This is a genomic window from Marinicellulosiphila megalodicopiae, assembly GCF_045862395.1.
GTDB classification, from domain to species: domain Bacteria; phylum Pseudomonadota; class Gammaproteobacteria; order Pseudomonadales; family Natronospirillaceae; genus Marinicellulosiphila; species Marinicellulosiphila megalodicopiae.
On sequence record NZ_AP023087.1, the window covers coordinates 1247126 to 1269062 of the forward strand.

Genomic DNA, 21937 nt, shown 5'->3' on the forward strand with positions numbered 1-21937 from the left:
TAATTATTGCAAAATTAAAAGCCATCATGGGGCTATAGCTCAGCTGGGAGAGCGCCTGCTTTGCACGCAGGAGGTCTGCGGTTCGATCCCGCATAGCTCCACCATTATCTATATCATTATTGATTTGAGATATCAGTTTTAACTGGATACGAAGTCGCTTAATTTCATTTAAGCAGTGTCTATTTAAAACTGATTTTTTATCAGTATCGTTCTTTAAAAATTTGGAAAATGAAAACAAGTTTTATGTATTGAAAGACTGTAAGCGCCATTTATGACACTTACATGAAACAATTATTTAAAAACTGAGTTTATATACAAGCGTTGTGCGAAAAAATATCGTTATAAAATGTAATAAATGAAAAAGAGAGATTGAGCGAAAGCTCAAAACCTTGAGTATCACCAAGAACATTATTGGCTTTGTGCATATAACCTAAGTCTTGTTGATCCAATCGTAAGATTGAGTCAATGCAGACTGTTTAGGGTTATATGGTCAAGTGAATAAGCGTACACGGTGGATGCCTAGGCAATTAGAGGCGATGAAAGGCGTGGAAATCTGCGAAAAGCTCGGGGGAGGCGATAACATCCTATAATCCCGAGATTCCTGAATGGGGAAACCCAACCGTCATAAGGCGGTTATCTTTACCTGAATACATAGGGTAAAGAAGCTAACCCGGAGAACTGAAACATCTAAGTACCCGGAGGAAAAGAAATCAACCGAGATTCCCTAAGTAGCGGCGAGCGAAAGGGGACTAGCCCAAAAGTTTGTATAGTTTTAGTAGAAGGCTCTGGAAAGTGCCGCCATAGTGGGTGATAGCCCCGTATACGAAAGAACTATATACATGATACACGAGTAGGTCGGGGCACGAGAAACCTTGACTGAATATGGGGGGACCATCCTCCAAGGCTAAATACTCCTAATTGACCGATAGTGAACCAGTACCGTGAGGGAAAGGCGAAAAGAACCCCTGTGAGGGGAGTGAAATAGATCCTGAAACCGTGTACGTACAAGCAGTGGGAGCCTACTTGTTAGGTGACTGCGTACCTTTTGTATAATGGGTCAGCGACTTACATTCAGTAGCAAGGTTAACCGAATAGGGGAGCCGAAGAGAAATCGAGTCTTAATAGGGCGTTGAGTTGCTGGGTGTAGACCCGAAACCGAGTGATCTATCCATGTGCAGGTTGAAGGTTGAGTAACATCAACTGGAGGACCGAACCCACTACCGTTGAAAAGTTAGGGGATGACGTGTGGATAGGAGTGAAAGGCTAATCAAACTCGGAGATAGCTGGTTCTCCTCGAAAGCTATTTAGGTAGCGCCTCGGACTTATACCACAGGGGGTAGAGCACTGTTTGGGCTAGGGGGTCATCCCGACTTACCAACCCCATGCAAACTCCGAATACCTGTGAGTACTATCCGGGAGACACACGGCGGGTGCTAACGTCCGTCGTGGAAAGGGAAACAACCCAGACCGTCAGCTAAGGTCCCAAAATCTATGTTAAGTGGGAAACGATGTGGGAAGGCTTAGACAGCTAGGAGGTTGGCTTAGAAGCAGCCACCCTTTAAAGAAAGCGTAATAGCTCACTAGTCGAGTCGGCCTGCGCGGAAGATATAACGGGGCTCAAACATAGTACCGAAGCTACGGATTCTTATTTATAAGAATGGTAGAGGAGCGTTCTGTAAGCTGTTGAAGGTGAATCGAGAGGTTTGCTGGAGGTATCAGAAGTGCGAATGCTGACATGAGTAACGATAAAGGGAGTGAAAAACTCCCTCGCCGGAAGACCAAGGTTTCCTGTCCCATGTTAATCAGGGCAGGGTGAGTCGACCCCTAAGGTGAGGCTGAGAAGCGTAATCGATGGGAAACGGGTTAATATTCCCGTACTTGTTATAGCTGCGATGGAGAGACGGAGAAGGTTAAGTGATCCAGGCGATGGTTGTCCTGGTTTAAGGTAGTAGGTAAGGGGATTAGGCAAATCCGGTCCCCTCTCTTTAGTGAGAATACTGAGAGCCGAATACGGTGAGTCTACGGACTCCGAAGTCACTGATACCATGCTTCCAGGAAAATCTTCTAAGCTTCAGGCTATAACGAATCGTACCCCAAACCGACACAGGTGGTCAGGTAGAGAATACTAAGGCGCTTGAGAGAACTCGGGTGAAGGAACTAGGCAAAATGGTACCGTAACTTCGGGAGAAGGTACGCTGTTGCCGGTGATGGGACTTGCTCCCTAAGCTAGCGACAGTCGAAGATACCAGTTGGCTGCGACTGTTTATTAAAAACACAGCACTGTGCAAACACGAAAGTGGACGTATACGGTGTGACGCCTGCCCGGTGCCGGAAGGTTAATTGATGGGGTTAGTCTTCGGACGAAGCTCTTGATCGAAGCCCCGGTAAACGGCGGCCGTAACTATAACGGTCCTAAGGTAGCGAAATTCCTTGTCGGGTAAGTTCCGACCTGCACGAATGGCGTAACGATGGCCAAACTGTCTCCACCCGAGACTCAGTGAAATTGAAATCGCTGTTAAGATGCAGTGTATCCGCGGCTAGACGGAAAGACCCCGTGAACCTTTACTATAGCTTCGCAGTGGACTTTGAATGTATTTGTGTAGGATAGGTGGGAGGCTTTGAAGCAGCGACGCTAGTTGTTGTGGAGCCAACCTTGAAATACCACCCTGATACATTTGAGGTTCTAACTCAGGTCCCTAATCGGGATCGAGGACATTGTGTGGTGGGTAGTTTGACTGGGGCGGTCTCCTCCCAAAGAGTAACGGAGGAGCACGAAGGTTGGCTAATCCTGGTCGGAAATCAGGAGGTTAGTGCAATGGCATAAGCCAGCTTAACTGCGAGACAGACAAGTCGAGCAGATACGAAAGTAGGTCATAGTGATCCGGTGGTTCTGAATGGAAGGGCCATCGCTCAACGGATAAAAGGTACTCCGGGGATAACAGGCTGATACCGCCCAAGAGTTCACATCGACGGCGGTGTTTGGCACCTCGATGTCGGCTCATCACATCCTGGGGCTGAAGCCGGTCCCAAGGGTATGGCTGTTCGCCATTTAAAGTGGTACGCGAGCTGGGTTTAGAACGTCGTGAGACAGTTCGGTCCCTATCTGCCGTGGACGTTTGAGATTTGAGAAGAGTTGCTCCTAGTACGAGAGGACCGGAGTGAACGAACCTCTGGTGTTCCGGTTGTCACGCCAGTGGCATTGCCGGGTAGCTAAGTTCGGACGGGATAACCGCTGAAAGCATCTAAGCGGGAAGCCTCCTTCAAGATGAGATCTCACTGGAATTTAATTCCCTAAAGGGCCCTGGAAGACTACCAGGTTGATAGGCAAGGTGTGTAAGTGCTGTGAGGCATTGAGCTAACTTGTACTAATTGCCCGTGAGGCTTGACCATATAACGCCTAAGCTGTTTACTAAAATCGTTCCATACGATTTTGAGTATTTCCTCCATCCGTGGAGGGCATACAGACTTAGCGTTATATGAGCTGAATTGTAGAGATATGATGAAGTGAATGAAGCTAAGAAAGATATTTTAAGCACGAAGTTTGTGTATAAACTAAAGATAAATACTGTATAATGAGCGACGTAAGTTACTTGAAGTACAGACATAAAACTTAAACTTATTTTCCGAATTTGGATGAAGGTTGCATATTGAGATGAAGGTTAAATACGAAAGTGTTTAATAAGAGTTAAAATAGCTAAGACAACTGAAACCCATAAAGAATTGTTTGACGACCATAGAGCATTGGTACCACCTGACCCCATCCCGAACTCAGAAGTGAAACGATGCATCGCCGATGGTAGTGTGGGGGTTCCCATGTGAGAGTAGGTCATTGTCAAACGCCAATTAAGTCTAATTTATTCATCCGTGAATAAATTAGAAGCTTGGTAAACAAGACAGCGGAAGGAAACCTTCCTAGCTTGTTTAGTCGCAAGACAGGCTCCAAGCCCGAACATGAAGAGCCCCGTCAGGTTATCCTGGTGGGGTTTTTTATTGCCTTGCGTTTAATGAATTTTAAATAAATTTATATCGAGAATAATATGAACATAGATAAAAAAACTCAAACTGAAATAGAAGCGGCGACGTTTAGAAAATTACTGCAGCATTTGGATAACCATAAAGAAGTTCAGAATATTGATTTAATGATTACAGCTGACTTCTGTCGCAATTGTTTAAGTAAATGGTTTGTAAGCGAAGCTGAAAAATTAAACACAGAAGTTTCCATTGAAGATGCACATCAAATTGTTTATAAAATGCCTTACATTGAATATAAAGAAAAATTTCAAACACCTGCTACGGTTGAACAATTGAAAGCATTCAACTCAAAAAAGAAATAGTGGCAAACACTTTGCAAATAGTTAAATGAATACCGACTAAGAGCAAAACAGAATGTGGATTTCTAGATCATTGGCAATAAATTGCCTAATAATATGGTTAGGTGTTTTATGGGTAGGGCAAACTGTTGCCCAGACACGTGAATTTAATGTACCTATTCAAGATGCTGTGTGGCAAACAGAGTCTTCTATTTTTTCTTGTTATTTTAGACAGCCTATCGCGCAACTTGGGTTTGCAACATTTTTCCATGAAGCAGGGGAGGAACTATATTTTTATATTGAATCAGAGCACGAACCGTTAGCTAAATCAAAAGCAAATTTAACCATTGAGGCACCCAATTGGCGAGCTTCAGCTCGTTCTGTATTTTTGACAGAAATAGATGTTCAATTTGAAGAAAAAAAATATGTTAAAATTTCATCCGAATTTTCACGTAGAATGATGGCTGAATTGATCCAAGGAATGGCTCCAACAATTACAGGACAGGCAAGATATCAAAACGAAAGTGTGCGTATTCAAGTTTCACCTGCTAGTTTTAATAAATATTATCCAGACTATCAGGCATGCCAAGCGCTATTGCTTCCGGTCAATTTCGGTCAAGTTGAACGAAATATTTTATTATTTGACCCAGGTAAAGAGCAGTTAAGTAAAGATGTCAGGGATAAATTAGATGATATTGCTTTATATATTCTAAGTGACCCTAAAGTAAATGCGATCTACATAGAAGGTCATACTGATTCTGATGGAACTCGATACTTTAACCGTCGTTTATCTGAAAAACGATCTAATTTTGTGTATGACTATTTAATCAAAAAAGGCATCGGTTCAGATTTAATTAAAGTGGACTATCATGGAGAGCGATATCCGGTTGCCAATAATGATACTCGTGAAGGCAAAACTCGAAACAGAAGGGTGACCCTTCGTTTAGAGCGCGAAGAAGATTAAATGAGAAAGTAATATGTTTATTCCTATGTTTGTTTTAGTACTGTTAACGTTTGTTGTCGGTGGGTTTACTTTATTTTTCAGAGTAAAAAGTGTAGTCAATAAACAACTTAGCATAAAATTCTTTCAAACTATGCAATCTGAGCAAGTGCCACAAAATGTTATAAAATCAACAAGGTGTTTTAATAATCTATTTGAAATACCTGTCTTATTTTATGTGGTGTCCAGTTTGTATATAACACAAAGCATCCAAAATGATTTGGTTCTAATATGTGCATGGGGATTTGTTGTTTCAAGAGTTGTTCAGGCTTGTATACATTTGACTAATAACAATGTGATTCACAGAATGCTTTCATTTTGGTTAGGGTGTTTTTTTATTCTAGCAATGTGGATTAATTTGTTGTTTTATTTTTTATAAATAGGATACACTTGTCGCGCCTTTTCACAGAAGGCATAAAAAATGCCTTCAACTATTGCTTGGGGGCAAACATGAAACACTTCCTACCTTTGTTTTTTACGACTTTTGTTCTAACACTTCCTTTATTGATTTCTTCATTTTCTGCGCAAGCGGCCAACCTTATTAATTCGATTTTAACCGGACGATATTCTTATATTGATTTGGCTGCGGTGTCTTATGGTTTTTTAATGGTAATGAGTATTGGTTCAATTTCCCAAGGCGGAATTGGTGCTTTGTTACCTAGCATGCAAAAAGCCATTAAGGAACAATCGCATTTAGCTTTATATGCCAATATCATAGCGTTGTTGGGTTATGTATTGGTTTCACTTTTAATATTTGTAGGATTCTATTTACTTACATTTTATTTAAATGTCACGAATGAATATCAACAAACCATTCGTTTGTACTTGTTACCTATGATCATTTTTTTAATTGCATTACAATTGTTAAGTTTTGCTGTGAATATTTTAGTCATTACTGAAAAAATTAAAATTATAGCCATGTTTGGGTTGTGTGCAACAGGGTTGGATATCATTACAAGTAGCGTTTTGGTGCATGGAGTTGTTATAGATCAAGTGATTTTTATTCAGCAGTTAGGTGCGACTGGCGCCGCAATGGGTTCGATGTTCGGTAGTTTATGTGTGACGTATTTGGCCTATGCGTATTTATATAAAACAAAGGCGATTCAATTTAAAATTACAACTGAATTGTTTCAGTTATCTCATTTTATTCAAGCATTTCATTTACTAAAAATGTCATTACCAGCGGGTGTTGCTGCATTATTTGGTTGGGGGTTGATGTTTATTATCACAATTTGTTTAACCTTTACATTTTCTGCTGAAAAAAATATTGCAGCAAATCAAGTGTTATTAATTTTAAGCGGATTGTTACTTGTGTTTATTAAAGTCAGTTCATCGATTATGGTCAGTCAGTTGTGTAAGCGCACAGAGCAATCGTTGGGAAATAAACAATTTATGATTCAACATTTAATTGGTTATCCTTTATTTTATGCAATATTATTGGTTGTTTTATTATCTAATTTTGAAATAATAGTTCAGTTAATCACTCGTGAAGCAGGGGTTATTTTATTACTTGAGTCCATAAAGTATGCACTTGCTTGTTATGTATTATTAAACTGTTTTGATAATATTTTAAATAATTATTTAGTAAGTAAGCAAAAAAATAGCTTTATATTAAAGGCCCAAATCATAAGTTTAATTGTATTTTTAGGATATCTAATAATAGATTATGTTTTATTTGGCTGGACGTTAAATAGTTTGTGGGTAGGGTTGTTAGTTGAACGAAGTGTTTTACTTATTTTGAAAATAATCCGTTTGAATAAAGACCAACCTTTGAGTTGGTTTTTTAAGTTAATTTAGTTCACTAATAAAACGGGCATAGGGCAATCTAAAATGATGCCCAATGCTCTAAAAATTTGAGCTTCGTTTTCATCTAACACACCATCAAATTCAATGGTTTTTGCAATGCCTTTTAATAAAATAGGTTGCTCCAACGCTTTAAGTTGTTTGATTTTAGAAATACTTGATTCTAAAAATGAAAGTGCTGAGGTTTTTTTGTCGAATATTTCAATAATGCCTTGTGGGTAAATTCTTTCAAACCCTGCTTGGGCTGCTTGTTGTTGATGCTCACTGCTAGTGCTTTGTATTAGGGCATAAAATAAGTCCCTTACTGCCTGCTCACTTTCATGCAAACTTAGAGTTTGTTTGGTAACTTTAGGTGTATAAACGGCGTGTAATATTTGAAACACACACCATTCAAAAATATCAATTTTATGATCTGCATGAATTAAATGTTTGCAGTGGTGCATAAAGTTTTTAAATTGTTCAGGGGATTGATCTTTTAGCGAGTTGGCGGCTAATTGAATCAGTGTCAACTTATCTAGGGAGTTTAATCCTTGTGATTCTGGTAATAATTTTAGATAAGCACTAAAAAGATTTGAATTTATGTTTGTTTCTAAATATTTATTTTGAGTATTTAAAACGTCCAAATTATTATGGGTTAATATTGTAAATACTAAACATTGAGCATCAAATGGGTGATGACACGCTTCTTTTAATATTAAAGGAAGGCCAGTTAAAATAATTTCAGCTTGAGCCAAATGTGCATGATCAAACTGTCCGATATTTTCAATTGTTTGCCCAAGCGTGCTTAACGGTACAATACTTTGTTGTGGGTCTAACTCAAAAACGTCATTGACTGTTTTTGTGGGTTCAGGTTGTGTTTTGTGTTGAATGTTTGTCTCGTTAAACAATAATGCTTCGCTGTAGCCATGCGGATAAATACGTTTAATGCGATCTTTAATCGGTGGGTGAGTGGCAAACCATCCTGAAAATAAACCCGTTGCACCAGCACTAAAATAGAAGTGTCCAAATTCTTTTGCATTTGATGACTCCAATATACTGCTTTGGCTTTGTTTTCCAATCACATAAAGCGCAGATCCAATGCCCTGTTTATTGCGTGTAAATTGGACTGCAGAAGCATCAGCTAAAAATTCACGCTGTCTTGAAATTGCCGCTTTAATTAAATTTCCAAAAAACACACCAGCATAACCAAACACTAATAACAGTAATCCTAAAATGGCTATTTTAGAACTGCCATCACTTCTTTGGGAGCGGTTCGATGAATGTCTAGAATATCGAGAGCGTCGTGAGCCCACAATTAATTCACCTAATAAACCAATCATTAATATACCGTGTAACACCGCTAATAATTTCATGTTAATGGACATATCTCCATGATAGATATGGCTAAATTCATGGGCGATGACACCTTGTAGCTGGTCTCTATTTAGTGCATCTAACAAACCTTGAGTGACACCTATAATGGCATTGTTTGTACTGTGTCCTGCTGCAAAGGCATTTAAACTAGGCTCAGGTAATACATAAACCTTTGGCATGATAATGCCAGAGGCAATAGACATTTCTTCGACAATATTTAAAAGTACTTTTTGTTGAGCGTTGGCATTATCAAAATTGATAGCGACGCCGCCAAGTTTTTGCGCGACATAACTGCCTCCTTTACTGACTTCTATATATTTAAATAAACTACCTGCCCCTACCACAATTAAAATGCCAAAGGTGATGTAAAACATTTGTAATGAAAAAATTCGATCGTTTAATCCCGTTATAAAACTGCCATCGTGATTTTGACCAAAATAAAATAAAGCGTGAATGGCTATGACAGTCACTAGAATTAAAGACAATACAGCCAATACAAACAGTATGATCAGTTTATGTGTGGATCGTCTTGCTTGATCTTGTTCTTCAAAAAAATTCATAATAGTCTTAGTTCACATGAAGTTGGTGAAAACGGATGAATGCATTGCAAAAAAAAGACGCACAGGGCGTCTTCGTTGATCAAAAAGAAACTTTTGGCGCTTCTTGGATAAGTTGAGTGTCTGCAAATTCAAGTAATTGCGCATCTTTAGTGTGTCCAAAATTATTAGCAATAATAATATTTGGAAAACTTTGACGATAGGTATTGTATTGAGTCACAAAGTCATTAAAGCCCTGTCTTGCAAATGCGACTTTGTTTTCAGTGCTGGATAACTCTTCAGTTAATTGCATCATGTTTTGATTCGCTTTTAGATCAGGATAGCTTTCAAACACCACATTTAATTTACCCATTGCTTGAGTCAGTGTGTTTTCAGCACCTGCTAATCCTTGAATCGCACTTGAATCAGAAGGATTTTTTGCCGCTTCTTTTAAACCCGAAACGGCACCGTTTCGTGCTTCAATGACTTGAGTCAATGTTTCTGATTCGTGATTTAAATACGCTTTTGCGGTTTCGACTAAATTAGGTATTAAATCATAACGACGTTTAAGTTGAACTTCTATTTGAGCAAACCCATTTTCATAACGGTTTTTTAATGCCACCAGTTTATTGTATATGCCAATGAGCATAAATATGACAACAACGATGATGGCTAAAGTGATCAGTGAACCAATCATAATACTTCCCTTGCTATTAATAAATTGTAAACAATGATCATAAAAGCATCTGGATATAAATCAAGTAACTTTATACTAATTTGCGAGAGCGATACGCTTAGCTTGTTTTGCCATTATGATTACGAACAGTAGGTGGAACAACAAATCCTTTTGCTTGTAAGTGAACAGCATCGGGATTATTTTTGTAAAAAAGGCGTAATTGGTCAACTAGTGCCTGTTTTTGCTTGTCATTGATTAAACAATGTTCTGATTCATCTAACACTGACAATAAACCCTGCATAAGTGGCTTGTGTATGTCGGGTAATTTTTCTATCCAGCTTTTTAGTAAAACTGTATTTATTGTCGCAGGAATTGAGCCTAATGTTCCTACATCGTTTTGATTATGGGCCAATAACCCTGAAGTCGTGCCACGATCTAAAGTGAGTACTTGCAAAAAATACAACGAATGGTAATTCAGCTGATTAATTGATTCTTCTGTTGTGGCTTTGCGCTGTTCAAAATTAGAGTGATAGAAAATTTCACAGTAAGCATCTATGACTGCTTTACCAAATTCCAAGGCTAATTTTGAATCTTGTTCCCAATCTCCGCTGTCATGTTGCTCTAAATAAAAGTGGGTAACACCACGATGTCGATCCAACGCAGGGATGAAAAAATACGCATCACCTTGTTTTTTTGCAAAGTCATACAGGTCTTTTGCGACGGTTTTCATGGCATTTACAAAAATATTTTCAAATAAATCGTTTTTATTTGAAGGGTTTAAATCCGCCATTATTCGCCAATAACCATTGCCTTTTTTTCTTTCAGTAAAACTGATATGCATGTGCATAGACGGTGATAATGGGTGAGCAGGATGAATAATAGTTGAGACGGCTGTTGCGCTATTTAAGGGCTTTTGTGGCGAATCTTCATAAAATACTTGGGACAAATTAACCGATGCACGGTTAAATAATGTGTCCGTTGCCATCATACGACAGCCCCCGCCATGTAAGCCTTCATCGCGTAGCCATTCAACTGGTTCAAAGTCAGAAAAATCGCTTTTTAATAATGCACCTTTTTGAGACAAACCCTGCACAAAATAATGCTGTAAATGTTCAATGATTTTATATGTTTTTTGTGCCAATTCTGACTGAGCAAGTAAGCGAGACATGCAAACCCTTAATAAATAAAATAGGAAATGAAGTCTGCCTTTTTCTTAATCGACTCGCAAGGCCATTTGTGGGTATATACATCAATAAAAAATCATACTCATTGAATGCAAACTGTGATTTAATTCAAATTATTATCTATAAAGAAGTTGAGGAAAAATATGGCTGTTACAGTTGGTATTACGCATCACACTGCTTATGAATATGATAAACCTATTAACATGGGCCCTCATGTTTTTCGCTTAAAACCCGCCGCACATTGTCGAACAACGATCAAAAGTTACTCTTTAAAAATTACACCCGAAGATCATTATATAAATTGGCAACAAGATCCGTTTGGAAATTATCTTGCTAGGGTGGTATTCCCAGAGAAAACGAAAAGCTTTTCATTTACTGTGGATGTGGTCGCACAATTAGACATCATCAATCCGTTTGACTTCTTTTTAGAGACCACTGCTGAAAAATTTCCTTTTAAATACGAGGAGCGTTTAAAGGCCGACTTAAATTCCTATTTAGAGTTAGAAGAAACAGAAGAAGCGTTTAAGTATTTTGTCGAAGGACTAAAGCCTGAAAAACCAATGGTGACTGCGGATTTTTTAGTGGCGATTAATTCTAAAGTAAATCAATTATTAGATTATACGATTCGATTAGAGCCGGGTGTTCAAAGTTGTGATGAATCTATGGATAAAGGGTCGGGTTCTTGTCGAGATTCTGCTTGGTTATTGGTACAAGCATTTCGTTATTTAGGATTAGCGGCTCGATTTGTTTCTGGGTATCTTGTTCAACTATCCCAAGACGAAAAATCTCTTGATGGTCCAAGTGGTCCAGATGAAGACTTTACGGATTTACATGCTTGGTGTGAAGTTTATGTGCCAGGAGCCGGTTGGATTGGCTTAGACCCAACTTCAGGTCTATTTGCACAAGAAGGTCACATACCATTAGCATGTACACCAGAGCCATCAAGCGCGGCTCCAGTAACAGGCGGCATTGATGAGTGTGAAAGCGAATTAGATTATTACAATAAAGTGACACGCTTAATTGAGACACCTCGTATCACTAAACCTTATCGTGACGATCAATGGCAAGATATTGAAGAATTAGCCGTTCAAGTTGAAAAACAACTGGTTGATCAAGATGTGCGTTTGACTATGGGTGGCGAGCCTACTTTTGTGTCTGTCGACGATATCGAATCCGACCAATGGAATACTGATGCCGACGGTGAAGATAAACGTAAAATGGCTTACGAGTTATTTTTAAAAATGCAGGCGCATTATACAAAAGGTGCCATGCTGCATTTTGGTCAAGGTAAATGGTATCCAGGTGAGGCACTGCCTCGTTGGCAGTATGGGTGTTATTGGTTAAAAGATGGACAAAAAATTTGGAAAGATCAGCAATATTTAGCTGACATCAACAAACAGTATCCAATCAAAGATTCCAATGTAAAATATTTTCCAATTTTATTAAGTAAGTTGTTGGGCCTTGCTCCAGAATGCGTTGTGCCTACTTATGAAGATGTGCTTTATCATTTATGGCAAGAAGGGCAAATGCCTGTTGACCCAAGTCCAGAGCAAGACGGTATGTTGGATTCAATGAGTCGTAAAGGCTTTTTGCAAAAATTAGAAAAAGGCTTAGATAAAGTCGTCGGTTACGTGCTTCCCATTACTTGGGATGAAACCGAAGAAAAATGGCAAAGTTGTATTTGGAATTTTAGGCGCGAATATTGTTTCTTAGTGCCTGGTGAATCACCAGTGGGTTATCGGTTACCGTTATCTAGTATTGTAGAAGATGAAGAACTACAAGAAAATGATCCGTTTGCAATTGAAGGGGCGTTGACACTCAATAATCACAAATATAAAGATCGTGGTTATGTGAGTAAAAGTATCATTAAAACGGCGATGTCATTTGAAATTCGTGATCAAAAATTATATGTGTTTATGCCGCCACTTAGTAAAATTGAGCCGTATTTGGCACTTGTAAATTGTGTAGAAGAAACCGCGGTTAAGCTTAAAATTCCTGTTGTATTAGAAGGGTATGAGCCACCACACGATCACAGAGTACAAAAATTTGCAGTGACACCAGACCCTGGTGTGATTGAAGTGAATGTGCATCCTGTTGGCAGTTGGAATGAGCTGAATAAAAACATGACAGACTTATATGAGCTGGCGCGTTCTTGTCGATTAAGTACTAACAAATTTATGGTTGATGGTAGACACACAGGAACAGGTGGTGGTAATCACGTAACTTTAGGTGGCTCTTCGCCAAAAGACAGTCCGTTTTTACGCCGCCCTGATGTCCTCAGAAGTTTTATTACTTATTGGCAACATCATCCAGGTTTAAGTTATTTATTCTCTGGTTTGTTTATTGGTCCTACTTCTCAAGCACCTCGTGTGGATGAAGCAAGAGATGAAGCATTATACGAATTAGAAATTGCCTTTGCTCAAATGAAAACTGGTGAGAGTGATCAGCCGTGGTTAGTTGATCGATTATTAAGAAATTTATTAACGGATTTAACCGGTAATACTCATCGTGCTGAATTTTGTATTGATAAATTGTATTCACCAGATTCGCCAACGGGTCGTTTAGGTATTGTGGAATTTCGTGGTTTTGAAATGCCGCCGCATTCTAAAATGGCCTTGATGCAAATGTTATTAATTAGAACGTTGCTTGCGTGGTTTTGGAAAAAACCTTACCACAAACCATTGGTTCGTTGGGGCACACAATTGCATGATAAATTCTTGTTGCCGCATTATGTAGAGCAAGACATTCAAAACGTTTGCCAAGACTTACAACAAGAAGGGTTTAAGTTTGATGAATCGTGGTTTACGCCATTTTTTGAATTCCGTTTCCAAATTTGCGGCATTCGTCAACTTGAAGACATGCAAATTGAATTACGTAATGCAATCGAACCTTGGCACGTATTAGGTGAAGAATCAGGCGGTGGCGGTATGGCTCGTTATGTGGACTCCTCACTAGAGCGTGTACAAATTAAAATAGATAACATGACAACCAATCGTTATATTTTAAGTTGTAACGGACGACGTGTACCATTAAAAGAAACCACCACAAAATCTCAAATGGTTGCAGGTATTCGCTTTAGAGCATGGCAACCACCAAGTGCATTACATCCAACTATTGGCGTACATGCACCGTTGATATTTGATTTGTATGATACGTGGAACGGCAGAAGTGTCGGCGGATTTACATATCATGTGACGCATCCTGGTGGACGAAGCTTTGAGCAAAAACCGGTGAATGATTTTGAAGCAGAAGGCAGAAGACAAGTTAGATTTGATCAAAACGGTCACAGCATTCCTCCAAAAGACACACCTGTTCAAATGACGTATGACGAAGCTGGGCAGTATCAATCTGAATTAGTTCGTAACGTCACCACTCATGAAGCGAAGAAATCATTTACTGTACCTGCTGAGGAATTAGGCAATAGCGATTATCCAAATACTTTGGATTTACGTAGAAATGCACATATTGTTAGTTAATATGACAGGCATAAAATGAAGACAAAAAAATGCGGATAAATTATCCGCATTTTTTTGTTCTAAATTTAATAAACTGTCTAAAAAATTAGAAGTTAGTCAGTAAGGTTTTTAGTCTTTCTTTGGGAAAACGATGTACATCTACTCTGACATTTAATATCGGGTTGGCATTCCCTAAATAAACACCTTTTAAAGGTGTCACGTCATCAAAGTCTCTTCCACGAGCTACCACAATATGTTGGCCATTTGGGATGGTGTTGTTTGTGGGATCAAAATCTAACCATCCAAAATCTGGAATATACACACTAAACCATGCGTGGGATGCATCGGCACCGCGAAGTTTTTTTTCACCTTTAGGTGGGAGTGTTTCAAGGTATCCACTCACATAAGCACAGGCAAATCCCATTGATCGCAAGGCACTAATGGCTAAATGTGCAAAATCTTGGCAAACCCCTTTTTTAGTTTTTAACACATCAGCGACAGTGCTATTTACGTTTGTTGAATTAGATGCATAAGTGAATTGTTCAAAAATGGTTGTCATCAAAGCAGAGGTCGCTGCAATCATACCTTTGTGCTGAGCAAAACAGGTTTGGGCTAAAGTAAATGCTTCAAGCTCTAACGGGATGCGATTTGAAGCAAAACAAAATTGACGGGCAAATAAGTCATCTTCAGATTTTATTTTTTTTAATCGGTCCAAAATGAATGCATGGTCCACATCATCTACAGGAGGAATCAATGCATTGACTTCTACAATGCTTTTTGAGGTCACACTTAATTTTTCATGGGGCTCATCTAAGGCAAAGTATATTTTTTCATTTGAAAAATAATCTAATGAGCGAGTGTATTTATCTACATTGGGTGTGCATTCTAATTTCCAAGCTAAACAAGATTGGCTGGTTTCATTTCTTGGGATTAAATATCCAACATTTTGGGCTTGGTTAATATCAAATGGATACACATACTCAGTGGTGTGTTCTATTTGGAAAAAATCTGACATGGGTTTTCCTTATCGCATAGAACGTGATTTTTGAGTATGTATGAAACATTTGGCACCAATTTCATATGCGACATTCTCTAAAATAAGTTGAGTATGATTAATTAACGTTTTTAGGGATTGAATATCATCACTAGGAATCGTTAATATTTTTTGGACATCAATAAGTTGTACCTGTGTATAAGCATTTAAAATTGATCGTTCTGCATCGGTTATTTGACCATTTTTTTCATCAAATATAATGCGAACATGCTCTAATAATCTTGCCAAACCAAATGCCATGCCTCTTGGGTTAAATTTGTTCAATAAAATATAATTTAAGACACTATAGCTGTCCATATCGGCTCGATAATAACGTCTAAAGTTCATGGTGTTATCATTGCAACTTAAAATGGCGGCAAGTAATTCATTTTCGTTATCTTTATGTTGATCAATATCCTGTGCAATGGTGTTCGAAACTAAATGACTTAAATTGATAGAGCGCTCCAATAATCGACCTACATCTAACATGCGCCAGCCATCATCGTGATTCATAGAATCCGCAATTAATCCATTTAAAGCTAAAAGTGAAGTTAATAACGTTTCACAAGAGCGTAATAATCCGACTAATCGATGGTCTTTTGCAGCGTCACGGGTGAAGTTTGATATATCATCAATGAGTCGCCAGCTATCATTGGACCAAACATCACGGCTATGAAATGCCGACTGATTAAATAAATTCAATACATTAAATAACCCACCAGAGACCTCTGGATTTAATGCAATGGTAAAAATATCATCGGTAAAATCAGAATCTTCGTCGTTATCGTCATTATTAGAATTTAATTGTGCTTGTCGTTGTGTCTGTTGTTGGAGTTGTTGCTGTTGTTGACTTTGTTTAATGTTTTCTGCATTTATTTCAGGTTCAACAATGACTTCTTCAGCAGGCTCAACATAAAATGTAAATTCTTTTAAGGAATTTAAAATACTTAATCCTGTATCGTTTAATCGACCGTCTTCGTTAAAGTTTTCAAAATAATTACGAATAATTTGACGAATCATTCTTGCAATGATTTCAGCTCTTTGAGAGTAACGCCCCAACCAAAATAAATTTTCAGCAGTACGACTGGTGATCGAACGCGTATTTGGCGGTGCAAATTGTTGTTTCGATTGGTTAGAAACAAAAGGCAATAATGGACGGGATTCACTTGCGCGAACCCATGTGTCTTTATTAATAGCGCCATTTTGTGTGCTAACCACACCTTGATTATTTTTGGTTGCCACACAGGCTAATCCACCAGGCATTAAACTGTATGTTTTATCTTTAGCTGTTAAAAATGTACGTAATACCCCATTTCTTGGTTCGAGCTTATCGGTTTTCCAAGTGGGCATTGTGGAGACGTTTAGCATTTGTTGAGCAACATATAATGTTGGGTTTTTTAGAATGGTTTGAATTAATGATTCTTTTTCAAGTTCGGATAAGGTATTACCAAATTGAATCAATTCGCGCTTGTAAATGTGTTTGATTACCATGCTATCAATATTTTCAAATACGTGTTTTTGCGCTTTTTGTTCACCACACCACCAGGTTGCAACACTGGCAATTTTTAATTTTTCTTTTAATAAAAATTCGCAGCACCCTTCTAAGTAAGGGTAGAAACCAGGGTTCTCTAAAATCCAAGAGCCAATTGGGTTCACGACAATTACTTTTTTCTGACGAACGGATTCTAATAATCCCGGGACACCAATAAATGAGTCGGGTCTTAATTCTAATGGATCTGAAAATTGATCACTGATTCGACGTAAAATTACATCAACTTTTTTAAGTCCTTGTAGGGTTTTAATCCAAACATAACCATCGCGAACCACTAAATCGTCGCCTTGAACTAACGTATAACCTTGATAGTTAGCAAGATACGCATCTTCAAAATAGGTTTCGTTTGAGGGTCCTGGTGATAATAAAACAATAGTAGGGTGGGTGTTTTGTGCAATATCAATTAGGGTTTTGTGGGTTTGTTTAAAATACGTTGCAAGTCGGTGTACTTCACAGTGACGCATTAAATTTGGATAAACCTGACTCATTGCAATGCGCGTTTCTAAAGCATAACCTGAGCCTTGGGTGACTTGCATACGATCAGATAATACCCACCATTGATTGTCAGCGCCACGCACCAAATTAAATGAACACTGTAAAATTCGGTGAATACCAGGTAATTCAATACCCATTGCATTTCGGTTGAAACCAGGGTGTTGATAAATTAAATCAGCAGGTAATATACCTTCTTTGATCAATCGTTGTTCCCCATAAATATCTTTGTACATTTCATTAAATAAATGTGCGCGCTGTACTAGCCCTTCATCTAATGAGTCCCATTCGACGCCGTCTAATATTAAAGGGCAAGGATCTAAATCCCATGGTCGATTTTGACTGCTGTTTTCGGTATAGGCGTTAAAAGTTACCCCATTTTCATCGAGTACATTTTTTAATTCTTTTTTACGCATTTTAATTTCATTTACACCCAATTTTTCTTGGGTTTTCATGAAATCTCGCCAATGGGCACGTACATTACCGTTTTCGTCAACTAGTTCATCAAACGTCAAAGGGCTATCTTCACGATAGCCCTCTGCGATAGTTGAGTATTTTTTTAAATCACCTTCAACTGCCATGGTGTAATTTCAACTCTGTATTAAGTAGGGTTTTAACATTAGGATGCTTCTTCATAAACCATTGAAAAGTATTGTTTATAAACCACATCGTGTAATTTGCCTAATTTTAGCTGTAAATCATCCATTTGTTCAGTAATATCGTCAAATGAAGATTCAGCGCATTCGTGTACCCACTGTTTAATTGTTAAAATTGTGAGTTTAACTTCATCGCTATTAGGTAAACTGTCTGTAAGGCGCTCAAGTTTTTCAAGGCTAAACATAATCGTTTTAGGAAGGCGTATTTCTTCTAATAAAAAACGTATAACACTTTCTTTATTCACATCATCTGGATTTAAACGTCTAAATGATTGCGAACAGCCCAGTGCTTCAAGGGCATTCAACCAAAATGCACTATGGAAGCTTTCACTGGCTTCTTGCATGGGTTTATTTTCAAAAGCGACCAGGGTTGCTTTGGAGTCGATTACACGACTGATCATATCAGCGCGCTCTATTAATTGACCTAATCGAAAAAAATAATAACAATCACTTCGTTCCATATTATTAATAATAATACCAATGAACTGCTCGCAACTATTACGTAATTTATCACAATAGCGTATGCGACCTTGGCGTGTTTCTAATAAAAGTTGGTTTTCTTTAATGAAATAATACGCATTATTGATCACTTCCCAGCTAGCTTGAGGTAATAATTCTTTACTGTTTCGTACGATCTGTCTTGTGGATACTATTGATGAATAAATGGAGCTTATATTATCAATGTCACCGATAATATTTTGCATCACAAAACTTTCAGAAGATTGACTGCTTTGAGCTTGGCTTTGAGATTGACTCTGCTCAGGCCAGTTCCCCAATACCTCAAACAATGACGTCCATTTTAAATCAACTGATCTTGGGGTATCCAACATCATGTCATAAGTAGATTTAACTAAACGAGAGGTGTTTTCAGCTCGTTCGATATAACGACCCAACCAATATATATTTTCAGCGACTCTAGCTAACATTATGCTTCTCCCGTATTGATGATCCAAGTGTCTTTACTGCCGCCACCTTGTGATGAGTTTACAACCAAGGATCCGCGTCTTAATGCCACACGAGTTAATCCACCGTTAGTTACGTACGTGTCTTTGCCTTGTAAAATAAAAGGGCGTAAGTCAACGTGACGAGATTCAATAGCATCGCCGCATAAAGTGGGAACAGTTGATAAGCTCAATGTTGGTTGGGCAATATAATTACGTGGGTTTTCTTGAATTAATTTTCTGAATTTTTCAATTTCAGCTTTGTCGGCATGTGGACCGATTAGCATGCCATAACCACCAGATTCACTGGCGGGTTTAACCACTAATTTTTCTAAATTTGCCAATACATATTCCATGTCTTCAGGTACAACACAAAGATAAGTAGGCACATTTTTTAAGATCGGTTCTTCTTTTAGATAATATTCAATCATCTGAGGCACATACGAATACACCACTTTGTCATCTGCCACACCGGCTCCTGGTGCATTAGCAATGGCGACATTGCCTTTTTTCCAGACATCCATAATATGTTCGACACCCAACATCGATTCTTTATTAAAAACAGCAGGATCTAAAAACTCATCATCAATTCGACGATAGATAACATCCACTTTTACAAGTCCATAAATGGATTTTAAAAATAGAAAATCATCTTTAACGATTAAATCATCACCTTGAACTAAATAGGCACCCATTTGCTGTGCTAAATAACTATGCTCAAAATAAGCTGAGTTAAAAACACCAGGTGTTAACACTGCAATGGTCACATCTTTTGTTGTATTTTGTGAAATATCAATCAGCATTTTACGTAATTGATTAGGGTATTCGGCATTGGATAAAATATCTTGTTCGGCAAACACTTCGGGAAATATTCGCTTCATCACGTTTCGGTTTTCAAGCATGTATGACACACCAGAAGGTACGCGAAGGTTGTCCTCTAATACGTAAAAATCGCCTAAATGATCACGAACTAAATCCGATCCACAAATATTTGCCCACACACCATTATATGGTGAGATGCCTTTGCACTCTGGACGATACCCTTTAGATTGCTCAATCACATATAGCGGAACAATGCCGGCTTTCACAATATTTTGATCGTTATACACATCATCAATAAAACAATTTAATGCTTTTAAACGTTGAGTTAAGCCTTTTGTGGTTTCTTGCCATTCATTTAACGGGATTAAACGTGGAATTAAATCAAATGGCCATTGACGATCTATGTTTTCGCCTTCGCTATAAACTGTAAAACTAATGCCCATTTCTTTGATGCATAGTTGCACGTCTTTTTGTCTGGCGACAAGTTCAGAGGGTGTCATCTGGTCAAGAAAATCACCAAGTTTGGAAAATTGTTTACGTGTATTACCATTAGAATCGATTAATTCGTCAAATATAGGGATAGGATTGTTTGATTCATCTATCAGTGACATTCGAATAACTCCAGTAAGAAAGGGTAAATGATACTTGTTTAGGTAATAATCAACTTTTGTGATAGTCCGATTATTATTAAAGAGTACAAAAAATAATTCTGTTTAATCTATAGATAAAAGGGATCTTTTACAAATGATTAAACATAATCATTGGAATATTAGTAACTTAGCAATGGTTGAAAGATCCATTATTTCTTACTTAAACAATATACATGCCATGATTTTTCATTCCTTTTATTATAAAGATTAATAAACAAATAAATGCATAACATTAAAAAGCAATATAAAAAATCAACCATTTTAAACTCGTTTACAAAGCTGTTATTCAATGCAACGGATGCTTATAATACCGCTTAAGTTTTTTCTTAATCTTTATAAATACATAATCAAACCATATCTCAAATAGGTTCAAAAATGAAAAATCAAAGCATTGCGTCTTTAGCAAATGTAAAAAATATTGTTGCGGTGGCATCAGGTAAAGGTGGGGTGGGTAAATCCACAACGTCAATCAATTTAGCATTAGCATTAAGTAAGTTAGGATTAAAAGTAGGTTTGTTAGATGCGGATATATATGGGCCAAGTGTCGCTAAAATGCTGGGCGCGCAAGATAATGTGAAGTTGGAACCGTTTAACGAAACCTCATTAAACCCATATATGCAGTATGGAATTAAAGCCATGTCCATTGCGTTTTTGTCCAATTCAAAAACACCGATGGTTTGGCGTGGACCGATGGCAAGCAGTGCATTAAATCAAATGATTGCACAAACCTACTGGGGCGAACTTGATTACTTAATCATCGATATGCCACCAGGCACCGGAGACATTCAATTAACCATTTCACAAAAAATAGCTCTAACCTGTGCCGTGATTGTCACCACGCCTCAAGAGATTGCTTTGCTAGATGCGCAAAAAGGCATTGAAATGTTTAAGAAAGTTAATGTGCCTGTGGCGGGTATAGTTGAGAACATGAGTCTACATATTTGCACCAATTGCGGTCACAAAGAAGCCATTTTTGGTTCAGATGGAGGCGCGCGCCTAGCAAAAGAATATGAGACACAAGTATTGGCGACCATGCCTTTAGATAGAAGTATTCGAGAAAATGTAGATTTAGGTAAGCCAACGGTTCAAGCGGACCCTGATTCAAATATCAGTAAATTATATGAATCAATGGCCAAAAACTTAATTCAATATATTGAGCAAAACACTTCAGATGAAACAGTAAACATCTCTTTTGAGTAAATTGGTTAAAGTGCTTTAAGAAAAAATTGAAAAGAAGATGGAATTAAAAGGATGAAAGAATTAAGACACCTAAAGTAATACCAGAGTTAGTTTGGCTGTCTTAATTGAACTTTATTAATTGAACTTTATAGTATTTTTTTTGTGAAATTAACTTTTTTAAAAAGTGTTGTGAGTATGAATTTACTGTTTGAAATTAATTGTGAGGGATTGAAGTTTTTACAGTCTCTCACGTTAGGATTCACCAACGGGTAGCAGACTATTGCGACCGTTTCAA

The 21937-nt window shown here is 37.9% G+C and carries 13 protein-coding genes, 1 tRNA gene and 2 rRNA genes; 9 read left to right on the forward strand and 7 right to left on the reverse strand.

Annotated elements, in window-relative coordinates; translation table 11 throughout:
* Positions 1-28: 28 nt before the first annotated feature.
* The 7 genes from TYM08_RS05350 to TYM08_RS05380 all read left to right on the forward strand — a co-directional run bounded on the left by TYM08_RS05350 (position 29) and on the right by TYM08_RS05380 (position 7107).
* Positions 29-104: transfer RNA gene (locus tag TYM08_RS05350), tRNA-Ala, on the forward strand.
* A gap of 384 nt (positions 105-488) precedes the next feature.
* Positions 489-3390, forward strand: a 23S ribosomal RNA gene (locus TYM08_RS05355).
* A gap of 333 nt (positions 3391-3723) precedes the next feature.
* Positions 3724-3838: ribosomal RNA gene (gene rrf, locus TYM08_RS05360) — 5S ribosomal RNA — on the forward strand.
* Positions 3839-4037: 199 nt separating this feature from the next.
* Complete coding sequence (locus tag TYM08_RS05365; protein ID WP_422381938.1) at positions 4038-4334, forward strand: DUF1244 domain-containing protein; 297 nt, start codon at positions 4038-4040, stop codon at positions 4332-4334.
* A gap of 52 nt (positions 4335-4386) precedes the next feature.
* A complete protein-coding gene (locus tag TYM08_RS05370) occupies positions 4387-5274 on the forward strand; it encodes a flagellar protein MotY (RefSeq protein ID WP_422381939.1) in 888 nt (295 codons plus the stop codon).
* A 25-nt stretch (positions 5275-5299) separates the two neighbouring features.
* Positions 5300-5689, forward strand: a complete 390-nt coding sequence (locus tag TYM08_RS05375; RefSeq protein ID WP_422382813.1) for an MAPEG family protein — start codon at positions 5300-5302, stop codon at positions 5687-5689.
* Positions 5690-5760: 71 nt separating this feature from the next.
* The gene (locus TYM08_RS05380; protein WP_422381940.1) at positions 5761-7107 is read left to right on the forward strand and encodes a hypothetical protein; all 1347 of its coding nucleotides are present in this window, start codon (positions 5761-5763) and stop codon (positions 7105-7107) included.
* Here TYM08_RS05380 and TYM08_RS05385 read toward each other — a convergent pair.
* From TYM08_RS05385 to TYM08_RS05395, 3 genes are all read right to left on the reverse strand, one after another.
* A complete protein-coding gene (locus tag TYM08_RS05385) occupies positions 7104-9026 on the reverse strand; it encodes a M48 family metallopeptidase (RefSeq protein ID WP_422381941.1) in 1923 nt (640 codons plus the stop codon). The genes TYM08_RS05380 and TYM08_RS05385 overlap by 4 nt on opposite strands.
* A gap of 79 nt (positions 9027-9105) precedes the next feature.
* A complete protein-coding gene (locus tag TYM08_RS05390) occupies positions 9106-9699 on the reverse strand; it encodes a LemA family protein (protein WP_422381942.1) in 594 nt (197 codons plus the stop codon).
* A gap of 97 nt (positions 9700-9796) precedes the next feature.
* Positions 9797-10846 carry a coproporphyrinogen III oxidase gene (locus TYM08_RS05395; RefSeq protein ID WP_422381943.1) on the reverse strand — a complete coding sequence of 350 codons (1050 nt, stop codon included), beginning with the start codon at positions 10844-10846 and terminating at the stop codon, positions 9797-9799.
* Between the two features lie 159 nt (positions 10847-11005).
* Here TYM08_RS05395 and TYM08_RS05400 point away from each other — a divergent pair, with 159 nt between their 5' ends.
* Positions 11006-14338, forward strand: a complete 3333-nt coding sequence (locus TYM08_RS05400; protein WP_422381944.1) for a DUF2126 domain-containing protein — start codon at positions 11006-11008, stop codon at positions 14336-14338.
* A gap of 85 nt (positions 14339-14423) precedes the next feature.
* Here TYM08_RS05400 and TYM08_RS05405 read toward each other — a convergent pair whose 3' ends face one another.
* Genes TYM08_RS05405 through TYM08_RS05420 form a run of 4 tightly spaced genes read right to left on the reverse strand, consistent with a single transcriptional unit; the run spans position 14424 to position 20424 of the window.
* Positions 14424-15332 (reverse strand): transglutaminase family protein, encoded by a 909-nt coding sequence (locus TYM08_RS05405; protein WP_422381945.1) that lies wholly within the window; start codon positions 15330-15332, stop codon positions 14424-14426.
* 9 nt (positions 15333-15341) lie between these two features.
* Positions 15342-17975 carry a circularly permuted type 2 ATP-grasp protein gene (locus TYM08_RS05410; RefSeq protein WP_422381946.1) on the reverse strand — a complete coding sequence of 878 codons (2634 nt, stop codon included), beginning with the start codon at positions 17973-17975 and terminating at the stop codon, positions 15342-15344.
* A gap of 38 nt (positions 17976-18013) precedes the next feature.
* Positions 18014-18976 carry an alpha-E domain-containing protein gene (locus TYM08_RS05415; RefSeq protein WP_422381947.1) on the reverse strand — a complete coding sequence of 321 codons (963 nt, stop codon included), beginning with the start codon at positions 18974-18976 and terminating at the stop codon, positions 18014-18016.
* On the reverse strand, positions 18976-20424 hold the full coding sequence (locus TYM08_RS05420) for a circularly permuted type 2 ATP-grasp protein (RefSeq protein WP_422381948.1): 1449 nt from the start codon (positions 20422-20424) through the stop codon (positions 18976-18978). The genes TYM08_RS05415 and TYM08_RS05420 overlap by 1 nt, the downstream gene beginning before the upstream one ends.
* Positions 20425-20838: 414 nt before the next feature.
* Here TYM08_RS05420 and apbC point away from each other — a divergent pair, with 414 nt between their 5' ends.
* Positions 20839-21663, forward strand: coding sequence for an iron-sulfur cluster carrier protein ApbC (gene apbC / locus TYM08_RS05425; RefSeq protein ID WP_422381949.1), 825 nt, complete (start codon positions 20839-20841; stop codon positions 21661-21663).
* Positions 21664-21937 lie beyond the last annotated feature (274 nt).

Coding starts and splice junctions, on each gene's coding strand:
- TYM08_RS05410 (WP_422381946.1), bottom strand. CDS start 17,975: ATGGCAGTTGAAGGTGATTTAAAAAAATACTCAACTATCGCAGAGGGC.
- TYM08_RS05370 (WP_422381939.1), top strand. CDS start 4,387: ATGTGGATTTCTAGATCATTGGCAATAAATTGCCTAATAATATGGTTA.
- TYM08_RS05380 (WP_422381940.1), top strand. CDS start 5,761: ATGAAACACTTCCTACCTTTGTTTTTTACGACTTTTGTTCTAACACTT.
- TYM08_RS05415 (WP_422381947.1), bottom strand. CDS start 18,976: ATGTTAGCTAGAGTCGCTGAAAATATATATTGGTTGGGTCGTTATATC.
- TYM08_RS05400 (WP_422381944.1), top strand. CDS start 11,006: ATGGCTGTTACAGTTGGTATTACGCATCACACTGCTTATGAATATGAT.
- TYM08_RS05420 (WP_422381948.1), bottom strand. CDS start 20,424: ATGTCACTGATAGATGAATCAAACAATCCTATCCCTATATTTGACGAA.
- TYM08_RS05405 (WP_422381945.1), bottom strand. CDS start 15,332: ATGTCAGATTTTTTCCAAATAGAACACACCACTGAGTATGTGTATCCA.
- apbC (WP_422381949.1), top strand. CDS start 20,839: ATGAAAAATCAAAGCATTGCGTCTTTAGCAAATGTAAAAAATATTGTT.
- TYM08_RS05390 (WP_422381942.1), bottom strand. CDS start 9,699: ATGATTGGTTCACTGATCACTTTAGCCATCATCGTTGTTGTCATATTT.
- TYM08_RS05385 (WP_422381941.1), bottom strand. CDS start 9,026: ATGAATTTTTTTGAAGAACAAGATCAAGCAAGACGATCCACACATAAA.
- TYM08_RS05395 (WP_422381943.1), bottom strand. CDS start 10,846: ATGTCTCGCTTACTTGCTCAGTCAGAATTGGCACAAAAAACATATAAA.
- TYM08_RS05365 (WP_422381938.1), top strand. CDS start 4,038: ATGAACATAGATAAAAAAACTCAAACTGAAATAGAAGCGGCGACGTTT.
- TYM08_RS05375 (WP_422382813.1), top strand. CDS start 5,300: ATGTTTGTTTTAGTACTGTTAACGTTTGTTGTCGGTGGGTTTACTTTA.